The sequence below is a fragment of the Bradyrhizobium sp. DN3 genome (genome assembly GCF_041357655.1).
Lineage (GTDB): Bacteria > Pseudomonadota > Alphaproteobacteria > Rhizobiales > Xanthobacteraceae > Bradyrhizobium.
In genome coordinates, this window is the sequence record NZ_JAULLN010000030.1 from 44,581 (window position 1) to 65,679 (window position 21,099).

Here is a 21,099-nt window from a genome sequence, read left to right on the forward strand (position 1 = left end):
TGTCCCTCTCGGTGTCGTTGGAAGACGTGTTCGCAGATCACGTGCCAATGCGCTTTCGAGGACCGCCTACATGTTAGATAGTTAAGCCTTGCTTGATCGCGGCACGGCCGGCAGGAATTGATCGGCATCACGGAAGGCCCTCGGCAATTCCTGCACGTCTTGCGTCGCGCGCATCGGTTGCCTTTGTGCCCGGCCGTTCATATCGCGTTAACCGCGCTTCCTAACTTCGCCTCCACACCGTTCCCGTAAACCAACGGATGTTTCCGGGGCCAAGAATTGATCCTGGCGTGTGCACGGCAATGATCCAGCATGATGACGAGATTCGGCAGTCGCCTCTTTGACCAGGCCTTCGCCCGCAGCGGCCCGATCCGCTGGCTGGTGGTGGGCGGCACGCTGCTGATCGCGGCGATCGCCGTTGGCGCGACGCTGATGGCGCAGAATTTCCGCGAACGCGCGCTGCGCAACTCCGGCCGCGAGCTGGAAAACACCGTGCTGATGCTCGCCCATCATTTCGACCAGCAATTGCAGGATTTCGCGGTCATCCAGAAGGATTTCGTCGACCACGTCCGCGCAACCGGCATCAATAATGTGGAGGACTATCGCAAGCGCCTCTCGGGGCAGGACATCCACCGCATGCTGCGCTCGAAGATCGAGGCGCTGCCCTACATGGGCGGGGTCAACGTCATCGACGCCGAAGGTAATCTGGTCAACTCGTCGACGGCATGGCCGGCCCCGAACCTGAACGTTGCCGATCGCGCCTATTTCCGGACTTTCAAATACGATCCCTATTCGCCTGACGTACTGATCGAGCCGCTGCACAGCCGCATCTCCGGCGCTTGGACCATCCTGATCGTCCGCAAGATCCTTGGACCGAACGGCGAGTTCCTGGGCGTCGTCGGGCGCGGCATCGAGCCCGCCAATTTCGAGAAGTTCTTCGCTTCCGTCGTGCTCGGCGAAGGCGCGTCGATCTCGATGCTGCATCGAGACGGCACGCTGCTGGCCCGCTATCCCCTTTCCAGCGAATTGATGGGGCGGAATTTCAAGACCGGCCCGTTCTCGCATCAGAGGGTTTTCGGGCTCGATCACTTCGCCGGCCGCTTCGTGAGCCCTATCGATGGCGACGACCGGCTGATCTCCTCGCGCGCCCTGCCCCACTTTCCGATCCTGATCATGGCCACCATGACGCGCGCGGCGGCCCTGGCGGACTGGCGCGAGCAGATCGGCATCCTGATCTCGGTCGCCGCCTCTTCCGCACTCGCCATCGCGGGCGTGCTGATCGCGGTCGTGCGCAAGCTGCTGGAGCAGCACCGCCTCTCGCGGGAACGGCTGACGCTGGAAAAGCAGCGGCTCGACCGCGCCGTCAACAACATGACGCAGGGCCTCCTGCTGTTCGATGCCGAGCGGCGGCTCGTGATCTGCAACCAGCGCTACATCGAGATGTACGGACTGTCGGTCGAGACCGTGAAGCCCGGTTGCAGCTTCCACGACATCATCGCGCATCGCAAGGCGACGGGCTCGTTCACCGGCAATGTCGACGACTACGTTGCGCGCGTGCTGCGCGACATCCACCTGCGCAACTCCATGGTGGTCGACACCTCCGATGGCCGCTCGATCCAGATCGTCAACGAACCGCTCGCGGACGGCGGCTGGGTCGCGACGCATGAGGACATCACCGAGCGCCGGCGGACCGAGGAACGCATCACCCACCTCGCCCATTTCGACGCGCTGACCGACCTGCCCAACCGCGCCATGTTCCACGAGCATCTGCGCGAAGAGCTGGGTGCCATCGCCGACGGTGAAGAGATCGCGGTGCACTACATCGACATCGACGAGTTCAAGGGCGTCAACGATGCACTCGGTCATCTCGTCGGCGACGAGCTGTTGAAATCGGTCGCACAGAGCCTTCGCCGCTGCGCAGGTCCAATGGACTTCGTGGCGCGGCTCGGCGGCGATGAATTCGCCATCGTACAGAGCGCAGTAACATCGCTTGAGGAGGTCAACGAGCTCGTCGCGCGGGTGTTCGAGACCATTCGCATGCCGTTCGACTGCATGGGCCATCATCTCACCACGGACGCCAGCATAGGCATCGCCCTTGCACCGAGACACGGGACCGCGCTGGACCAAATCCTGAAGAATGCCGATATGGCGATGTATGCGGCCAAAGCCGCCGGCCGCCGCACCTATCGCTTCTTCGAACCGGAGATGGACGCCAAGGTCCGCGAGCGGCGGCAGCTCGAGATCGACCTGCGCCACGCCATCGTCCATGGCGGTCTCGAGGTCTATTACCAGCCCTGCCTCGGCTTGAAGGACGACCGCATCACCGGATGCGAGGCGCTGGTACGCTGGCGCCATCCCGAGCGCGGCATGGTCTCACCGGCCGAATTCATCCCGATCGCCGAAGACACCGGCCTGATCAACGAGATCGGCGAATGGGTGCTGGCGACCGCCTGCCGGGATGCAGCAAACTGGCCCGACGACATTCGCCTCGCCGTCAACGTCTCGCCGGTGCAGTTCAAGAGCGGCACGCTGGCGCTGAAGATGATGGCCGCCCTCGCCGCCTCCAATTTGCCGGCGAGCCGGCTCGAGCTAGAGATCACCGAGGCCGTGCTGATCCGCGACGACGACGCAGCGCTCGCGATCCTGCACCAGCTTCGCGCCATCGGCGTGCGCATTGCGCTGGACGATTTCGGCACCGGCTACTCGTCGCTGAGCTATCTGCACCGCTTCCCCTTCGACAAGATCAAGATCGACCGCTGCTTCGTCGAAGACATCGCCGGCCCCGATGGCTCCGCCAGCATCGTCCAGGCCGTCGTCAACCTCGCGGCCGCCCGCCGCATGACCACCACGGCCGAGGGCGTCGAGACCGAAGAGCAGCAGCGCCTGCTCCGCGCGCTTGGCTGTTCCGAGATGCAGGGCTATCTGTTCAGTGCCGCGAAACCCGCCGACAAGATGCTGGAGCTGTTCGCGCTGCATCGCAGCCGTCTCGCCCAGCGCGGTGGCGAGGAAATCCGCCGCCGCGAGGCAGGCTAGGTCTTCGGCCGAACGGCCTGATCCCTCCGGGTTGACGGCTTCGTCCCCGCGATGAAGTGCTGGAGGAGCATGACCGCGCTCGCCGCTGGCCCGAGCGCGACGGCCGCTACGAAGCAACGTTTGCCGCCATGAACCCGACCTGAGACGGCGGCCCCAAAACGAAATCGCCCGGGAGCGGTGATCCACTCCCGGGCGATTCCAGACGTCGCAAGAATTAGTTCGGCACCGCCGCCTTTGACCCGGGCTTCGCGGCAACCGCATTCGCGGTGACGCCGTGCAAGAAGTCGAAAGCCGTATGCAGGGCTTTGTCGTCCTTCTCTTCCGGCGGGACGTAGGATTGTGATCCGGTCTGCTCGGTGCCGTCGGCGGCCTGCAGATGCCCGCGCATCTGGGATTCCGCCATGGTGTCCATCCGGCCCTTCAGCTCGGGCGGCACATCCTGCAGGATCTCGATGTCGGGCGCGATGCCCTGGGCCTGAATCGAGCGGCCCGACGGCGTGTAGTAGCGCGCCGTGGTCAGCGCCAGCGCACCGTTGCCGGCGCCGAGCGGAATGATCGTCTGCACCGAGCCCTTGCCGAACGAGCGCGTTCCGATGATCGTCGCACGCTTGTGGTCATGGAGTGCGCCGGCCACGATCTCGGAAGCCGAAGCCGAGCCGCCATTGACCAGAATCACCAGCGGCTTGCCCTTGGTGAGATCGCCGCCATGCGCCGTGAAGCGCTGGGTCTCTTCCGGATTGCGCCCGCGGGTCGAAACGACCTCGCCGCGCTGAAGGAATGCGCTCGACACCGAGACGGCCTGGTCGAGCAGACCGCCTGGATTGTTGCGCAGGTCCATCACATAGCCTGCGAGCTTCTCCGACGGGACCTGTTTGGAGATCGACGCAATCGCCTTCTTCAGGCCGTCGGTGGTCTGCTCGTTGAACGAGGTGATGCGGATATAGCCGATGTCACCGTTCTCGACGTGGAAGCGCACCGGGCGCACGTGGATGATCTCGCGGGTGATCGCGACGTCGAGCGGCGCGTCGGCCCCCTTGCGCACGATGGTGAGCTTGGTCTTGGTATCGACCGGGCCCTTCATCTTGTTGACGGCCTGCTCGAGCGTCATGCCCTGCACGGCCTCGCCGTCGATCTTGCTGATGAGGTCGCCGGACATGATGCCGGCCTTCGAGGCCGGTGTATCGTCGATCGGCGAGACGACCTTGACGAGGCCATCCTCCATCGTGACCTCGATGCCGAGCCCACCGAACTCGCCGGAGGTGGTCTCCTGCATCTCGGTCCAGGCCTTGGCGTTCATGTAGCGCGAATGCGGGTCGAGCGAGGTCACCATGCCCGTGACCGCGCCTTCGATCAGCTTGGCATTGTCGGGCTTCTCGACATAGTTCGCCTTGACCCGCTCGAACACTGCGCCAAACAAGTTGAGCTGGGAATAGGCATCATCCGCGCTCGCCGCCGCCCGTGCCGCCCACACGCCGCCGTGGGGACTGGCTACCAGAAGGGTCAGACACGCTCCCGTGAGCGCGCCCAGGGGGAACAGCAGGTTTTTCCGCATGGATTGACTGGCCTTTTGCTTAGCGGTTCTCTTGAGGGGCTTGTCTCTCGGGCTTGGAAGCCGCCATGCAAATGGCGATCCAAGTCACGTCTCACAACACCATTCTGGTTTCTTCAAGGCCGGCCTGCCGTGCCGGCGGTACGCCGCAGAAATCCCTTCGCCGCGGCTTAAACTTTTGGCAACGTTCCGAAACCACTTTGCGCAAAGCGGACATCGGTCGGCCGCCCACGCTTCGCAGCTATGCGATTTTAGGATGGTTTGCAGGGCCGGACGCGATAGGCGATGGCGATAAGACTTCAAATTCTCGGGAGGACAACAATGAACGACGCGCCCCGCATCCGGCCGGAAAGGAACGTCGAACTCGGCGCCAGCAACGAGCCGTTCCAGAACCTGCACGAATTCATCCGGAAAGCGCGCGCCAACCTCAACCAGAATGCCTGGGACTACATCGTCGGCGCTGCCGAGACCGAGACCACGATGCGCCGGAACCGGATGGCGCTGGACGAGATCGCCTTCCGCCCCCGCGTGCTGCGCGATGTTCGCAAAGTCGACGGCTCGGTCGAGCAACTCGGCCGTAGGATGCGGCTGCCGGTGGTGCTCGCCCCGGTCGGTGCGCTCGAAATCTTCGATCCCGATGGTGCGGCAAGCGTGGCGCGCGCCGCCGGCACCTTCGGTGCGGCGCACATGTTGAGCTCGGTGTCCGAGCCCGGCCTGGAAAAGACTGCCGAGGCAGCGCCCGACGCGCTGCGGCTCTATCAGCTCTATGTCCGCGGCGACGATGCCTTCGTCGCCGATGTCGTCAGCCGCTCCGAGAAGAACGGCTATGCCGCATTCTGCCTGACCGTCGACACCGCCCATTACAGCCGTCGCGAACGTGACATCGCCAAGCGCTACGTTCGCGAAAGCCGCCTGCGCGCGACCGGCGGTGACTACCAGAAGGGTCTGGAATGGCGGACCGTGAAGATGATCAAGGACAAATTCAGGATCCCGCTGATCCTGAAGGGCATTGCCACCGCCGAGGACGCACAGATCGCGATCGATCATGGTGTCGAGTGGATCTACGTCTCCAACCATGGCGGCCGTCAGCTCGATCACGGCCGCGGCGCCATGCATGTGCTGCCTGAAATCGTCGAGGCCGTGAAGGGTCGCGCCAAGATCATGGTCGATGGCGGCTTCTGCCGCGGCACCGACATCGTCAAGGCGATCGCGGCGGGCGCCGACATCGTCGGCATTGGCCGGCTGCAATGCTGGGCGCTGGCGGCGGCCGGCGAAGCCGGCGTGATGCGAATGCTGGAACTGCTGGAGGATGAAGTGCTGCGCTGCCTCGGCCTCTTGGGTGCCACCTCGTTCGCCGAGGTCGACAAGTCCTGCCTGCATCAGGCGACCGCAACGAATGCGCCGAGCGTGTTCAGCGCGTTCCCGCTGTTCGACCACGACCCCTATCGATACTGAAGTGAAAGGACACGATGACCTCGCTCTCTCCCGGCAGCGCCGATGCGCTCCTGTTCGATCTCGGACGCGTGGTGCTCGACATCGACTTCTCCAAGGCGATCGCCTGCTGGGCGGGACATGCCGGCTGCCAGCCCGAGGCCATCGTCGCGCGCTATGTGCGTGACGAGGCCTACCGGCTGCACGAGGTCGGCAAGATCAGCGACGAGGACTATTTCCAATCGCTGCGTTCATCGCTCGGGATCGGCATTTCCGATGCGCAGTTTCTGGAGGGATGGAACGCGATCTTCGCCGGCGAGATGCCCGATATCGCCGAGCTCTTGCCGCGCGCTGCCAAGCAGATGCCGCTCTATGTCTTCTCCAACACCAACCGGCCGCATGTCGACTATTTCTCGAAGGAATATGCGGACGTGCTCGGGCATTTCCGCGAGCTCTATTTGTCGTCCAGCATCGGCCTGCGCAAACCGGATGCGGAGGCGTTCGACCATGTCGTGAGGGCGATCGGCGTGCCGGCCAGCCGAATCGTGTTCTTCGACGACCTTGCCGAGAACGTCGAAGGGGCGCGGGCGCGCGGATTGACGGCGGTGCATGTCACCTCGCCCGACGATGTCGGCAACGCCTTGCGAGCATTGGGAATTTGACTGCCGACGGCCGGACCCGGTCGGGCTCCCGGGACCAAATCCGCTTGGGATGCGGAACCAAATCACTCTGTGCATTTTTGTACAAAGTTCCGGGAACAGAAATACTTCCTCCGGACTCTATGAATCCGTTGGGACTTCTACATCGGACTATTCTCGTGCTGGGCAAAGCCTACCTCACAAAGCAAGCTTCTCTGCTGCTCGAATTCGCCAGAACCACCTCGGATTCGCGCCTCTCCGCCAAGCTCATCAGCAAGGCCGCCGACCTGAAATCACAGGCCGATCCGCTGCCGGATAAGGATCAGGGCCCCAAAGCTCCGGACGTGACGCCTGGCGTCAGTTCGGGCGAACAGACGCAGAGTTGATCGATGCTGGCCGTGGCTCTGGTCATTCTCGTCCTAGCCATGGCCACTCTGGTACCAATCTGCCTCGTCCTGGAGATCATGTCGCGCCGGGCCTGACGTCGCCTTCGTTGCCTGCGAATGCGTCGTCGGGATGATCGTCGCTCTCGGCCGCTCTTTTGCCTCTGCGCTCGCGCTCGGCTAGAAGGCTTCCTGCTAATTCGTCCGCGAGCAGGAGTTTTCGCCGTGGCTCTCATGCCGGTTTCCGATGCGCTTGCCGCCGTGCTTGCCGGCGCGGAGCCTCTGGCCGAGGAAATGGTCGCTCTCGACGCGGCCTTCCACCGTGTGCTCGCCCGCGACGTGGCGGCGCTGCGCACGCAGCCGCCGGAAGCAATGTCCGCGATGGACGGTTATGCCGTGCGCGCGGCCGGCGCGGGGGCAATCGATTCCCAGCTGACGGTGATTGGCGAGGTGGCGGCGGGTCGTCCGTTCGTGGGAACGGTCGGCGCCGGCGAAGCCGTGCGGATCTTCACGGGCGGCGTCGTTCCCAACGGTGCCGACGCGGTCGTGATCCAGGAGGATACGGTCGCGGACGGCAAGCGCATCACGATCAAGGAAGCCGCGATTCCCGGTCGGCACATCCGCCCCGCAGGCGTCGACTTCTCCGAAGGCGCCGTGCTCCTGCGCAAGGGAACCCGCCTCACCGAGCGCGACCTCGCGCTCGCCGCCGCCATGAACCACCCCCAGCTTGCCATCTGCCGCCGCCCGAAGGTCGCGATCCTCGCCACCGGCGACGAACTGGTGATGCCGGGCACCACGCCCGGCCGCGGCCAGATCGTCTATTCCAACGGCTATGCCCTGCACGCGCTCGCCCGCAGCGAGGGGGCCGACACCATCGACCTCGGCATTGCCGCCGACACGCTGGAGGCCACCACCGCCGGCATCCGCCGCGCCCGCGAGAGCGGCGCCGACATCCTGGTCACGACCGGCGGTGCATCGGTCGGCGACCACGATCTGGTCCAGCAGGCGCTGAGGGACGAAGGTGTCTCGATGGCGTTCTGGAAGATTGCGATGCGCCCGGGCAAGCCAATGATGCATGGGCGGCTCGGTGCGATGCGCGTGATCGGCCTGCCGGGTAATCCCGTGTCGTCCTATGTGTGCGCCTTCCTGTTCATGGTGCCGCTGATTCGCGCCTTGTCGGGCCGATCCGTGATTCATCACCGCCATGAGCGCGCAGTGCTCGGCCGCGATGTGGGCGCAAACGATATGCGCGCGGATTATCTTCGCGCACGTCTGGAACAGCGCGACGACGGCACGCTGGTGGCCATTCCCGTCAATCACCAGGATTCCTCGCTGCTTGCGAATCTCGCTGCGGCACAGGCACTTCTCGTGCGCGCACCGTTCGCGCCGAAGGCCGGAGCCGGCTCGCCTTGCGAGGTGTTGCGCCTGCCCGTCTGAGCGCACCACCACACGTGTTCCGCGAACTTTGCCGTGTTCACGCAAAATTAAGCAGTTGCGGAACACATATCGAACATATAGTGTCCGTTCATGATTTGTTTCGAGGATGTAGCGGTTCGCCGCTCCAATTCAGCGTCTCGGAATCGAACGACATCAACCGGGGGACTTTGGTCGAGATGTTAACGCGCAAACAATACGAGCTTCTGCGGTTCATCAGCGAGCGTCTGAAGGAAAGCGGCGTGCCGCCCTCCTTCGACGAGATGAAGGATGCGCTCGACCTGCGCTCGAAATCGGGCATCCATCGCCTGATCACCGCGCTCGAGGAGCGCGGCTTCATCCGCCGCCTGCCCAACCGCGCTCGCGCCATCGAGGTGATCAAGCTGCCTGAGCTCCAGGCCGCCGCCGGCAACCGCCGCGGCTTCACGCCAAGCGTCATCGAGGGCAATCTCGGCAAGGTGCGCGCGAGCTCCAGTCCGCCCGCCGACGAGGGCGAGCGTCCCGTTGCGGTGCCCGTGATGGGTCGCATCGCAGCCGGTACGCCGATCGAAGCGTTGCAGACCCGCAGTCACACCATCAGCGTGCCGCCCGACATGCTCGGCTCGGGCGAACACTATGCGCTCGAAGTGCGCGGCGATTCGATGGTCGAGGCCGGCATCCTCGACGGCGACATGGCGCTGATCCAGCGCAACGAGAGCGCCGATACAGGCGACATCGTGGTGGCGCTGATCGACGACGAGGAAGCGACGCTCAAGCGCTTCCGCCGCCGCGGCGCCTCGATCGCGCTCGAACCCGCCAACGCGGCCTACGAGGTGCGCATCCTGCCGCCGAACCGGGTGAAGATTCAGGGCAAGCTGATCGGACTGTACCGCAAGTACTGAGACGACCCAGCGGTCGTTCGATACCAATGATTTCGATTGGAGCGGACGGATTGTCCGCTCCAGCTGGATAGTCTTTCTGATCTTGGGCAGATTATCTGGCCCCTCTCCCAGCGCTATGTCCTCGACATGCTGCCCGAAGCACTCATCGCTTTGCGGCTCAAGAGATCGAGGAGACAACGATGCGCAGGATCGTTTTGAGCGCGTTCGCCAGTATGCTGATCGCTGCATCGGCAGCGCAAGCATTCGCAGCACAATCGCAGCACCATCCCCGCAAGTCGGCGCACGCAACAACGACCGAGCAATTCCGTAGCGCCCGAAATGCCGTCGCGCGACAGCCACAGCCGAGTTGGCCATATCCCGGATGGTCGGCGCCCGCAGGCCGCTGACGCTCGCATCCGCTAAATGCACTAAAGCGAACTTTGTTCCTATCGGATTCGGGAAAGATAATGTGATCGCATCCTGCTGACGCCAGCCGCAGATTCGCCCACAACCAAGCAGAACGTTACGTGCTTCCACTCTGATAGAGGCTTGCGCCTCCGAAAGAGGCGCGGGTTGCTATCTTCGAATAGGAGCACCCGATGTGTGACTACAGTCTGCATGCCGTTGCATCGCGCCCCGCCGAAGTCGGCGAGACGATCGTGTCGACAACGTTCCGCGGCACCTCGACGCGCGGTTTTGCTTCCGCGGCCGACCCGACCGTGGCCGTCTGCCTGCTGCCGGGAACGGAGCTCGCCTTCGCCGACAACGTCCGTTACGACAATCGTTGGATCTGGACGCGCACGATCAACTCCCGCGTCGGCAAGTTCGGCAAGATCGATCCGCACGTTCCCGATCGCCATCATGACGCGATCGAATTCCCCGACGGCAAATACGTGCTGGTGACGCAGCTCGTCGAAGGCCAGCGCGCAACCGTGCTGCAACTGCCGGTGACGCAGCCGGTCGGCGAGCGCGAGCACAAGCCGCAGATCGATGCCGACAGCCGGCCGACGATCACGCGTCTGCCGATCGGCTGAGCCGTCCCTGGCCACCAGGTCGGGCCAGGATTGAAAATGCCATCGCCGGCCGAGGCCGGCGAGATGGTATGATTTATGTTCTGCGGAAGTCCGGTTGGACCCGGACCAACTCCTCGCATTTGTTCTTAATCGTCTGGCCTTAATCGTCGGCCTGCAAGTCGGTCTCCGCCGGAGTCGCGTCCCGGTTGCGGGCCGTAGCCGCCTTCGGCGCGAGGCTCCCGTCGAAATCACCCTCGCCGGCGCCGGCCGGGAGCCAAAGGCGGCTTGAGCCTCTCGCTCTCACAGCTTGAACTGCAAAACCGTCACCACGCTGCGTCAACGCCAGCGCGCCTTGGCTGGTGAGACGCTGCCGATCGACCACCATCGCCGCACAATCCGGCGGCGCGGGCCGCCGCGTCACCACCAGCGCGGCGCGGCTGCAATCATCAGCCAGCGCGTCGCTGCGCAAAGAAAGCGCAACCAGCCTCCCGTCGGCGAGCGGCGTCACGCAGCCCGCCTCGTCACACGACACGCCATCGGCCAGCGAGCTACTCCCGGCGTCGCGCGGATCGGCGTCGGCAGCTAACCACTCCCTAAGCAGAAAGCCGTCCTTGCTCGCCCGGATCACATGCAAGTGCCCGTCCCTGCCCCGCACCGCGACGCTCGCGCCGTCTCCGGCAATCAGGATGTCGGGCTGCCGCACCGACAGCCCCCAGGCAATGGAAGCCAACAACATCAGCGCACCAGACCAGCGCAAGGGTGTGCGCAACAGGCCCATCACGATGATCCCGAGGCTTGCCGCGATCAGCGGCGCGATGCCGAAGGCGGGGATGCGGCCGACTGCGCCCGGGAGTGCCGCCACCCAGCGCGATACCGCGACCATCCAGTCGATCCCGATCCCCATTAGCCACCAGAACACGCCGTCGAGCCCGAAGGGAGCCGCGAGCAATCCCAGCAGGCCCGCCGGCATCACCAGCGCCGAAACCACCGGCATCGCGCCAAGATTGGCGAGCACGCCGTACGGCGTGACGCGGTGGAAGTGGAAGGCGGCGTAGGGCGTGGTCGCAAGCCCCGCGATCAGCGAGGCCAGGAACAGCATCGCGATCTCGCGGCCGCCCCACAGGGCGATGCGCGCGGTCGCCGAATGATCGGGCGAAGCAAACAGGTTCGGCATGCCGATCTGCACCAGCGCCACCAGCCCGAGCGTTGCCGCAAACGACATCTGGAAGCTCGGATGCACCAGCGCTTCCGGTGCGACCGCGAGCACGATCAGCGCGGCCACGGCCAGCGTGCGGAAGGTGATGGCGCGGCGATCGACCATGACCGCGATCAGCACCACCGCCGTCATGAAAAACGATCTTTGCGTTGCGACCTCCGCGCCTGACAGCAGCAAATAGAACGCGGCCGCCACCAGCGCTGCAGCTGCCGACCATTTCTTGATGGCAAAGCCCGCCGCCAGCCCCGGGACCAGTGCCAGCAGCGCACGCACTGCGAAGAACACGACACCGGCGACAACCGCCATGTGATAGCCGGAGATCGACAGCACATGGCCGAGCCCCGAGATGAACATGGCGTCGTTGACGGGCGTGGTGATCGCATCGCGCCGTCCGGTGAGCAGCGCGGTCGCGATCGCACGGTTGTCGCCCTCGAGCGTCGCACGGATGCGCGCGTCGATCGCATCGCGCAGGCCCTGCATGAAGGCCGCGTAGCGCAGCCGCAGGCCACCGCCATCCGGCGGCACTGAAGCCGTAATCGCGCCCATCACGAAACCGGAGGCGCCGATGCCCTGGAAGAACATGTCGCGGGAGAAATCGTAGCTGCCCGGGCGCACGGGAGAGATCGGCGGCATCAAGCGCGCCTTCAGCTGCACGAAGCTGCCGACCTCCGGCGCCGTCCCCTTGCGCACCGACAGGCGCACGCGCTCCAGCCTGACGTCGCTGCGCTGCGCCTCCATCGCGGTAACGCGCAGCACGAAGCGATCGGTGCGCTCGCGGATGTCGCGGGTCTCGACGAAGCCCGACAGCGACACCGAATAGAGCGGCTTGGCCAGCACGGTATGGGCGATGCGCGCCGTCTTCCACGTCGCCATGGCAAAACCCGCCGCCACCGCCGCGATCATGATCGCGGGCGCGAACAGCCGGCTCCGCCGCAGCAGGACAGCGCCGAGCATGAGCGCGGCCGCCGTCGCGGCAACGACCCACAGCACGGGCTCGTGATCGGCAGCGAAATAGAGCGCGATGCCGGTGCCGAAGGCGACGGGCACCCAGGGCAACAGCCGCCCGGCGCCGGCCTCAGCGCGCGCCCATTCGCGCAGCGTCTCGACGATCGCGGGCCACGCACCAAAGCCCGCCGGCACAACGCCGCCAGCCGGTGTGACGCGGCCAACGGGCCACGTTCCTGCGACTCCCTGGGAGCGCACCGGCCGGCCCGGCTCCGCCATTTCCCTGCACCTTACGCTACGCGACGGCTGCGGAGGCTACCGGAACGTGCGGCTGTGCGAATAGCGGTACGGATCAGGAACAGGCTGCGAAGCGCCCTACATTTCCCCTTCCATCGTCACGGCGACCGCCGCCTTGGCATCTCTTCTGGATTGCTCGCAACGCCTGAGACGTCTTTGACCAGAAGTCGCGAAGTATTCGAGCCCTTGCGATCTCGTTGGCAAACGCCCCGCGACAGATCGATTGAGCCGAAAGTCTCATAAGTTGCCGGCCCGAGGTGGGATTACACTACGGTTCCCCGCCTCCCCGACAGGACGGGCAAGGCAGTGGTGGCTCGCGGTTCTAAGGCCGCCGGAGCTCTTCTCAGGTGGCGCGAAAGTGCGCCTGAAGTCAGACGTTGCCGACGCAACTCTTTGAATTGGCGCCTGCGACGCCGCGCATCACGCTCTCCCCGCGAGAAGATCGATCGCTGAAACAAGCGAGGAGACGTCTTGAAACCATAGGAGTCGCACATGCAGGTACCGAGTGATTTTCGCCGCGTGATCATCGCTGCATCGGTGGGAAACATCATCGAATGGTATGATTTCTACATCTTTGGCAGCTTGGCTGCAGTTCTATCGGTCAAGTTCTTTGAGCAATCCCACCCGGTTGCCGCCCTCCTCAGCACGATCGCGCTCTTCACGGCAGGATTTCTCATCCGTCCGCTGGGCGCCTTCCTGTTCGGATGGATGGGTGACCGGGTTGGCCGCAAATACACCTTTCTCATTACGCTCAGCGGAATGGGACTCGGTACGGGGGCGATCGGGTTGATCCCGACCTATCAGTCGATTGGTCTGACGGCCGCGTTCGTCCTCTTCGGCCTGCGCATGATCCAGGGCCTGTGCCTGGGCGGCGAATATGGTGGCGCCATCACCTACGTCGCCGAACATGTGCCGGACGATCGACGCGGCTATTATACCGGCTGGCTGCAGACCTCGCCTACTCTCGGAATCGTGGTGTCGCTGGCCGTCATCATCCTCACGCGGACATATGCCGGCAACCAGGCCTTCGACGAATGGGCTTGGCGCGTTCCGTTCCTGCTGTCCTTCCTGCTGGTGGCGATTGCGATCTACATCCGGCTCCAGCTCCAGGAAACGCCGATCTTCCAGGAGATCAGGTCCCGCGGCCAGATGACGAGGAATCCTTGGAAGGAGGCTTTCCTCAGCTCCAACATCAAATACATCGGGATCGCAATTGTGGTCCTGATCGGACAGGGCGTGGTCTGGTACAGCGGTCAGTTCTGGGCGCTGTACTTCCTGCAGCAGGTCTCCAAGGTGGACCCGCTAACCTCCGCCTACATCGTGGGCGCCGCACTGCTCATTGCCACGCCGAGCCTGATCCTCTTTGGCTGGCTGTCGGATCTGATCGGCCGCAAGCCGGTGATCCTCGGCGGCATGCTGCTCGCCGCGATCACGTACTATCCGCTGTATCTGTGGCTGGGGACTGTCACGCAGCCCGGAAACGTCAACTATCCGGTCGCGACCTTCATCATCTTCATCCTGGTTTGCTATGTCGGGATGGTATACGGGCCGGTCGGCGCGTTTCTGGCGGAATTCTTTCCCGCCAGGATCAGGTATACGTCAGTCTCGGTGCCGTATCACATCGGCAATGGCTGGGGTGGCGGATTGGTGCCGTTCATCACGTCGGCGGCATTCGCCGCGACCGGCAGCATCGGCTATGCGCTGATTTATCCGATCGTGGTCCCCGCGGTGTGCTTCGTGCTTGCCGTCTTCCTGATGCCGGAAACGCGCAAGATCAGCATCTGGGAGCCGATCGAGCCGAGAGCTGCATTGTGATGGGTTGATGATCCCGGTGCAGGACCGCGGGGCCCTGCACCAGAGTTCGTCTCGAGGCGCAGTGACGATCGTTCCCATCGGCACCGCGCCCGAGCGAGCCGATCTCGAACTCCCGGCCGCCAGCAAATGGCGGTCGGCAAGCGCCCGACTAGCACCGCTTCTCAGCCGGCCAGGCGATGCCAACGATCGTGCCACCAGGTGCTGAAGTCGCGATCGGTCATCAGCTCCCAGACAGCGAGTAGGATCACCAGTATGCCGGACAGCACGCTGCTCACCGTTGCCGATACCGGCTCATAGCCAATGGTCCAAGGTGCCAGTAGCAGAGCCAGGCCCACCAGCATTTCTCCCCATTCTTCCAGATAGGACGGGATGAAAAGTGCCTCGATGGCAAACAGCATGACGCCGAGCCCGAGTGCGATGGAGACCCAGACAGGCGCCCCGGACAAGCCCAGGATAAAGGACGAAAGAACCAGCCACAGGCCAACCAGGAGGCTGGCAGCGTCTTGCCAATGTTGGATGCGCATAATGCTCACCTCCTCTCTCCCGGTTAGATGGTGGCGCAGCTGAGAAAATGCATCCCTCCGACCTGCGCCGTGTTGCCGCGACAGAAGCCGCATCCAATCCTCGCGGCCCATGCCCCGGAAGGGCCCTTGCGAGGGCCTGCACCAGGATGCAGACTAGCCGCGCTTGACAGGTGTCGACGTCTATCGTCCCGGCCGCACTTCGTTAGCGTTGCGCCCGGGACAAGAGGGAGGTGACGCCATGCGAGAAATCGAAATCCACGACTATGCGCGGCAGTTGCTGGAAGCCCATGGTCCCAAGGCCATTGCGGAAGCCGCCCAGAACGCCATCGATCTCGAGTCGAAGGGCGAGATCGAGTTGGCCAAGACCTGGCGGCATATCGAAGACGCCATGAAGCTGATGCGCGGGCCTCATCAAAGCTGAAGCAGCCGGCGTGCGTAGCCGCCTGACCGCAAATGCCGCCAAGCCGGATTGAGGCTGGAGGGGCGGCAACACAGAGTATGACTACAATCCGTCGCAAGCCGTTCGGCTGCGGCTGAACGGCAACGCGACCCGCAAGACGCGCATCTCCACGATGCTGGGAGCGAGCCATGTTTCCAAAATGTGCGACGGCCGAAGATCTCGTGAAGGCGATCAAGGACGAGAAGGTCCAGATGATCGATCTGCGGTTCACTGACCTGCCGGGGGTATGGCAACATTTTTCCGTCCCGCCGAGCGCGGTGAGCGTCGATGCGCTCGAGGAGGGCATCGGGTTCGACGGCTCATCGATCCGCGGCTTCCAGGAGATTCAGGAGAGCGACATGCTGGTCGTCGCCGATCCGACGACGGCCTTCGTCGACCCCTATAGTCCGGCAACGACGCTGGTCCTCATCTGCAACATCCGCGACCCCGTGACCAGCCAATCCTATAGCCGCGATCCACGCTACGTCGCCCAGAAGGCTGAAACATATCTCAAGGGCACTGGTCGCGCCGATACGAGTTACTTCGGCCCGGAAGCGGAGTTCTTCGTCTTCGACGAGGTGCGCTACGGTCAGGGCATCAATTACGCCATGCACGAGATCGATTCCAGTGAAGGCAGCTGGAACACCGGCGCGGAGGAAGCGCCGAATCTGGGGCACAAGCCGCGCCCTAAGGAGGGATATTTTCCCGTTCCTCCGACCGACAGCATGCAGGCGCTACGCACCGAAATGGTGCTGACCATGGAGCAGCTGGGAATCCAGATCGAAGCTCATCACCACGAGGTCGCAACTGGCGGCCAAAACGAAATCGACATGCGCTTCACAACCCTCACCCGCATGGCCGACAATTTGATGATCTACAAATATGTGGTGAAGAATACCGCGCATGCGCACGGCAAGACCGCGACCTTCATGCCGAAACCGCTGTTCGAGGACAACGCTTCGGGCATGCATGTGCACCAGTCGCTGTGGAAGAGCGAGACCAACCTGTTCTACGACCAGGGCGACTATGCCGAATTGAGCCAGCTTGGCCGCTACTACATCGGCGGCCTCCTGACCCACGCCTGGGCGTTGTGCGGGCTTTGCGCCCCGACGACCAACTCCTATCGGCGCCTGGTGCCGGGCTATGAGGCTCCCATCAACCTGGTCTACTCCCAACGCAATCGTTCGGCCTGCTGCCGAATTCCAATGTACTCGCCGAATCCACGCGCAAAGCGGGTCGAATTTCGTTCGCCCGACCCCTCCTGCAATCCCTACCTGGCTTTTGCTGCAATGCTGATGGCGGGCCTCGACGGTATCGACAACCGGATCGACCCCGGCAGCCCCATCGACAAGAACCTTTACGACCTGCCACCGGCCGAAGCCAAGCAAGTGAAGTCGACACCGGGATCGCTGGATCAGGCGCTCGATGCACTCCAGCGCGACCACGCATTCCTGCTGCGCGGCGACGTCTTCACGGCCGACCTGATCGAGACCTGGCTCGACTACAAGCGAAAAAAGGAGGTCGATGCGATCCGGCTGCGACCGCATCCCTATGAGTTCCACCTCTACTACGACATCTGACAGCGGTCGGATGCGGATTCATCAACGTTGGCTAAATGCGGGAAATCCATCGGGCGCTGTTGCAGCAGAATAGTTTGCCATGCGACCACTTTTCCATCCGAGCTTGGTCAACGGTCGCTACGGCGACCCGACGGTCTATGTCGAAACGCTGTTCGAAAAGCGAAGTCTGCTGTTCGATGTCGGAGAGATTGCTTCACTAGCGCCGCGGAGGATACGGCGCGTCGACCAGGTCTTTGTCTCGCATGCACATATTGACCATTTCGTGGGCTTCGACCATCTGCTTCGCTTGCTCGTCGGGCATGAGAAATCGGTGCAGCTGTTCGGTCCGTCCGGCTTTGCCGAGCACGTCTTTCACAAGCTTCAGGCCTATTGCTGGAACTTGGTCGAAACCTATCCCTGCGATCTCGTTTTCGATGTAAGCGAACTCGGAACGGCGGATTCCATCTCGACCACGCGGTTCCACCTGAGGAAGGCGTTCGCAGCAGAGCCATCAGTCTCTCGCAAGGTCTTTGGCGGCGTACTCTGCGATGAACCGACCCATCGCGTGTCCGCCGCGATCCTTGAACATGGCACGCCCTGCCTCGCCTTTGCGCTGCAGGAGGCAGCGCATGTCAACGTATGGAAGAACCGGCTGTTGGAGCGCGGACTGCCCGTCGGTCCCTGGTTGCTGTCGCTGAAGAAGGCCATCGTCGAGCGTCGCGCCGACGATCATTTGATCCGCATCAATGAAACGGCAACGTCAGATCGCCTCGTTCCGCTCGCCAGCCTGCGCGATCTCGTGACGGTCGCTGCGGGCCAGAAAATTGCCTATGTAACCGATGTTGCCGACACGCCGGCCAATCGCGCCGCCATCGTGGCGCTGATTCAGAATGCAGACATCCTCTTCATCGAGGCGGCGTTTGCGGGGGCCGACGCCGCATTGGCGAATGAGCGGGCTCATCTTACAACCACGGCTGCCGGAGAAATCGCACGGGAAGCCAATGTGCGCCGCGTCGAGCCCTTCCACTTCTCGCCGCGCTATGCGGGAGAGCAGGAGCGGATGCTGGCCGAGGTGATGGCGGCGTTCAGGCATCTCGCACCTGACGCAAAGAGCTAAGCGGCAGGACCGGAGTGGAAAGTCATGTCCGAGGAACGACAACTGCCAGCGGTGTGTCGGAAACCGGTGCGGCTCTTCCTATGCGGAGATGTCATGTGCGGCCGCGGCATCGACCAGGTGCTGGCGCACCCCTGTAGCCCCGAGATTTACGAAGATTACATGCGATCGGCGGCGGGTTACGTGCTGCTCGCCGAGCAGGCGAACGGGCCTATTCCGCGGCGCAATGGATCGTCCTACGCCTGGGGCGCTGCACTGGACCAATTCAAGTCCATGCAGCCGGACGCGCGGATCATCAATCTCGAAACGGCTGTGACGGGCAGCAACGACCGCGCGAACAAGGGCATCAACTACCGCATGAGCCCCGAGAACGCAGAGTGTCTCGCGGCCGCGGGGATCGACTGCTGTCTATTGGCCAACAACCATGTGCTCGATTGGGGCCGCGCCGGCCTGGTAGAGACGCTGACGACTTTGCAGAAGCTCAACATCAAGGCGGCGGGCGCAGGCCGCAATGATCGGGAAGCGCGCGCACCCGCAGTGCTGAGCCTTGCCGACGCGCGGCTCCTGGTCTTTGCGTTCGGATCGACATCGAGCGGAATCCCGTTCAAGTGGGTTGCAATGTCAGACACTCCGGGCGTCAACCTGCTGCCTGACCTCAGCAGGGCGAGCGCGTTCGAGGTCGCTGACCAGATCATGGCGGCCAGAAGGCCGGGCGATCTCACGGTGGTGTCGATCCATTGGGGATCCAATTGGGGATATGACATTCCCGATGAGCAGAGGATTTTTGCCCGGGCCCTGGTCGACAAGGCAGGCGTGTCGATCGTTCACGGGCATTCTTCGCACCATCCGAGAGCGATCGAAATCTATCGAGACCGCCTTATACTCTATGGCTGCGGTGATTTTCTGAACGACTATGAGGGGATCCGTGGTTACGAGCGCTACCGCGACGACCTGGCGTTGATGTATTTCGCCGACCTGGATCCAACCAGCGGAAGCCTCCATGCGCTCAAACTGGTTCCCATGCAGATCAAGAACTTTCGTCTCTCCATTCCATCGCGGCGCGACATTGAATGGATCCGGCAAACCCTGGATAGGGAATGCCGGCCGTTCGGAACGAGGGTTATTTTTGAATCCGAACAGCAGCTTGCATGTGTCGCGCAGAGGGCAACGACCTGACTCTCGTAACAAGCACTCCCCGATAGAATTGGCGGGCCGGCGCGACTGGGACTGCGTCCCCGCCGGGCAGCCGACCCAATCTTCGACTCCCGCTAGCCGACGAAGGCTGTGGCTTTGCCAAACGCCGCCTTCGGATGTCTTATGCTCAATGTCCGCCGCGGAGGTTACGCGCGATGTTGACCCAGATTTATGAAATCTCCACCCTCGAAGAGGCGTCCGCTGTTTCAGCCATTGGCGTCGATCATGTCGGCGTGCTCGTCGGAGACGGCCGATTTCCGCGCGAGCTGCCGATCTCAGCAGCTTCCGAAATCGCCGCGGCGATTGTACCGCCATCGAAGTTCTCAGCACTGTTTCTGACCTGCGATCTCTCCTTGATTGCCTCATGGGCGCGCGAACTCAACCCCGCGATCGTCCATTTGGGAGCCAGCGCCGAATTGCTTTCGCCGCAAGACGTTGCTTCGCTCAAACGCATGTTGCCCGGGATGGTCGTGATGAGGAGCATACCGGTGTTCGGCGAGGAGAGCGTCGCGATTGCCCGCAGCTACGTTGGCATTGCAGACTTTCTGCTTCTCGACAGCTATCGAGCCACGGACGAGCAGATCGGCGCGCTCGGCGTGACGCATGACTGGGGTATCAGCCGCCGGATCGTGGACCTCGCCCCTGTTCCTGTTGTCCTTGCCGGTGGTCTCGGACCGGACAACGTCGCAGAAGCGATCCGCACCGTCCGTCCAGCCGGTGTTGATTCCAAGACGAGAACGGATCAGGACGGATCGCACGCCAAGGACCTGGATCGAGTCCGCCGGTTCCACGAAGCGGCTCGGGCGGCGGCGCCGGCATAGTGTGGAGCAGCTGACATCATGATTGTTTTGTTCACGGATTTCGGATTGCACGGCCCCTATACGGGCCAGATGAAGGCTGTGCTGCACCAGATGGCGCCTGGCATACCCGCTATCGACCTCTTCACCGATGCGCCCGTGGGGAATCCCAGGGCGTCGGCGTACCTCCTGGCGGCTTATGCCGCCTGGTTTCCGCCGGAAACTGTCTTTCTCTGCGTCGTTGATCCCGGCGTCGGCGGGACGCGCCCGGCCATTGTGCTCGAGGCCGACGGCCGGTGGTATGTCGGCCCCGGCAACGGCTTGTTTGAGCTGGTCCAGCGCCGCGCCACAAGGACGCGCAGTTGGGACATCGACTGGAGGCCGGAGCGCCTCTCGGCCAGCTTTCACGGGCGCGACCTCTTCGCACCGGTCGCAGCCATGCTGGCGCGCGGCGAGCCGCCGCCCGGCCAGCCGCGAGGGGATGACAGGGATCGCCGCGCGGATTGGCCCGACGACCTCTGCGAGATCGTTTACGTCGATCACTTCGGCAATGCTATGACTGGGTTGAGAGCCGGCGTGCTGCCGCCCAACGCCAGGCTTGCCTTGGCGTGTCACATATTAGAGCGCGAGAGAACCTTCAGCGATCGGCCGCCGGGCTCAGCCTTCTGGTACGAGAACTCGAACGGGCTCGCCGAAATCGCCGTCAACCAGGGCCGTGCGGACCGCGATCTTGGCCTTTCGACCGGCAGCCCGGTTGAGATCGTCCCTTAGATGGTTATGTCGCAACGTGGTCTGCAGTTATGCGCACGCCGAGAAAGCAGAGCTCAGGAACGGATTGGCCAAAACCGAAGACGCGCCACG

The 21,099-nt window shown here is 63.4% G+C and carries 17 protein-coding genes; 14 read left to right on the plus strand and 3 right to left on the minus strand.

The genetic code is table 11. The features are described 5' to 3' along the window. Positions 1 to 309 precede the first annotated feature (309 nt). A complete protein-coding gene (locus AAE027_RS32850) occupies positions 310 to 3,030 on the plus strand; it encodes a bifunctional diguanylate cyclase/phosphodiesterase (RefSeq protein ID WP_370990050.1) in 2,721 nt (906 codons plus the stop codon). A 214-nt stretch (positions 3,031 to 3,244) separates the two neighbouring features. On the opposite strand, the gene AAE027_RS32855 is transcribed toward AAE027_RS32850, so the two are convergent. Beyond that, positions 3,245 to 4,582: a S41 family peptidase gene (locus AAE027_RS32855; RefSeq protein WP_091885720.1), complete on the minus strand. Its 1,338-nt coding sequence runs from the start codon at positions 4,580 to 4,582 to the stop codon at positions 3,245 to 3,247. A 318-nt stretch (positions 4,583 to 4,900) separates the two neighbouring features. Here AAE027_RS32855 and AAE027_RS32860 point away from each other — a divergent pair, with 318 nt between their 5' ends. From AAE027_RS32860 to AAE027_RS32885, 6 genes are all read left to right on the plus strand, one after another. Then, positions 4,901 to 6,034 carry an alpha-hydroxy acid oxidase gene (locus tag AAE027_RS32860; protein WP_091885725.1) on the plus strand — a complete coding sequence of 378 codons (1,134 nt, stop codon included), beginning with the start codon at positions 4,901 to 4,903 and terminating at the stop codon, positions 6,032 to 6,034. Positions 6,035 to 6,048: 14 nt separating this feature from the next. Beyond that, the gene (locus tag AAE027_RS32865) at positions 6,049 to 6,672 is read left to right on the plus strand and encodes an HAD family hydrolase (RefSeq protein ID WP_370990052.1); all 624 of its coding nucleotides are present in this window, start codon (positions 6,049 to 6,051) and stop codon (positions 6,670 to 6,672) included. A gap of 155 nt (positions 6,673 to 6,827) precedes the next feature. After that, positions 6,828 to 7,034, plus strand: coding sequence for a hypothetical protein (locus AAE027_RS32870; RefSeq protein ID WP_370990054.1), 207 nt, complete (start codon positions 6,828 to 6,830; stop codon positions 7,032 to 7,034). 222 nt (positions 7,035 to 7,256) lie between these two features. After that, positions 7,257 to 8,468: a molybdopterin molybdotransferase MoeA gene (locus AAE027_RS32875; protein ID WP_370990055.1), complete on the plus strand. Its 1,212-nt coding sequence runs from the start codon at positions 7,257 to 7,259 to the stop codon at positions 8,466 to 8,468. Positions 8,469 to 8,644: 176 nt separating this feature from the next. Continuing rightward, the gene (gene lexA, locus AAE027_RS32880) at positions 8,645 to 9,346 is read left to right on the plus strand and encodes a transcriptional repressor LexA (RefSeq protein ID WP_091886069.1); all 702 of its coding nucleotides are present in this window, start codon (positions 8,645 to 8,647) and stop codon (positions 9,344 to 9,346) included. 578 nt (positions 9,347 to 9,924) lie between these two features. Next, positions 9,925 to 10,359 (plus strand): hypothetical protein, encoded by a 435-nt coding sequence (locus tag AAE027_RS32885; RefSeq protein ID WP_370990056.1) that lies wholly within the window; start codon positions 9,925 to 9,927, stop codon positions 10,357 to 10,359. Between the two features lie 139 nt (positions 10,360 to 10,498). Here the strand turns inward: AAE027_RS32885 and AAE027_RS32890 are convergent, their stop codons facing one another. Next, on the minus strand, positions 10,499 to 12,778 hold the full coding sequence (locus AAE027_RS32890) for a ComEC/Rec2 family competence protein (RefSeq protein ID WP_370990057.1): 2,280 nt from the start codon (positions 12,776 to 12,778) through the stop codon (positions 10,499 to 10,501). A gap of 510 nt (positions 12,779 to 13,288) precedes the next feature. On the opposite strand from AAE027_RS32890, the gene AAE027_RS32895 reads away from it, so the two are divergent. Further along, a complete protein-coding gene (locus tag AAE027_RS32895) occupies positions 13,289 to 14,611 on the plus strand; it encodes an MFS transporter (RefSeq protein ID WP_370990058.1) in 1,323 nt (440 codons plus the stop codon). Positions 14,612 to 14,772: 161 nt separating this feature from the next. On the opposite strand, the gene AAE027_RS32900 is transcribed toward AAE027_RS32895, so the two are convergent. After that, positions 14,773 to 15,135, minus strand: coding sequence for an SPW repeat domain-containing protein (locus tag AAE027_RS32900; protein ID WP_176945519.1), 363 nt, complete (start codon positions 15,133 to 15,135; stop codon positions 14,773 to 14,775). A 238-nt stretch (positions 15,136 to 15,373) separates the two neighbouring features. Between AAE027_RS32900 and AAE027_RS32905 the strand changes: the two genes are divergently transcribed. From AAE027_RS32905 to AAE027_RS32930, 6 genes are all read left to right on the plus strand, one after another. Next, a complete protein-coding gene (locus tag AAE027_RS32905; RefSeq protein ID WP_176945507.1) occupies positions 15,374 to 15,556 on the plus strand; it encodes a hypothetical protein in 183 nt (60 codons plus the stop codon). Between the two features lie 167 nt (positions 15,557 to 15,723). Then, on the plus strand, positions 15,724 to 17,154 hold the full coding sequence (gene glnA / locus AAE027_RS32910; RefSeq protein ID WP_370990059.1) for a type I glutamate--ammonia ligase: 1,431 nt from the start codon (positions 15,724 to 15,726) through the stop codon (positions 17,152 to 17,154). Between the two features lie 79 nt (positions 17,155 to 17,233). Next, positions 17,234 to 18,250 (plus strand): ribonuclease Z, encoded by a 1,017-nt coding sequence (locus tag AAE027_RS32915; RefSeq protein ID WP_370990060.1) that lies wholly within the window; start codon positions 17,234 to 17,236, stop codon positions 18,248 to 18,250. Between the two features lie 24 nt (positions 18,251 to 18,274). Then, positions 18,275 to 19,423 (plus strand): CapA family protein, encoded by a 1,149-nt coding sequence (locus AAE027_RS32920; protein WP_370990061.1) that lies wholly within the window; start codon positions 18,275 to 18,277, stop codon positions 19,421 to 19,423. A gap of 173 nt (positions 19,424 to 19,596) precedes the next feature. After that, complete coding sequence (locus tag AAE027_RS32925) at positions 19,597 to 20,262, plus strand: phosphoribosylanthranilate isomerase (RefSeq protein WP_370990062.1); 666 nt, start codon at positions 19,597 to 19,599, stop codon at positions 20,260 to 20,262. A gap of 18 nt (positions 20,263 to 20,280) precedes the next feature. Then, positions 20,281 to 21,009: an SAM hydrolase/SAM-dependent halogenase family protein gene (locus AAE027_RS32930; RefSeq protein WP_370990063.1), complete on the plus strand. Its 729-nt coding sequence runs from the start codon at positions 20,281 to 20,283 to the stop codon at positions 21,007 to 21,009. The last annotated feature ends 90 nt before the right edge of the window (positions 21,010 to 21,099 follow it).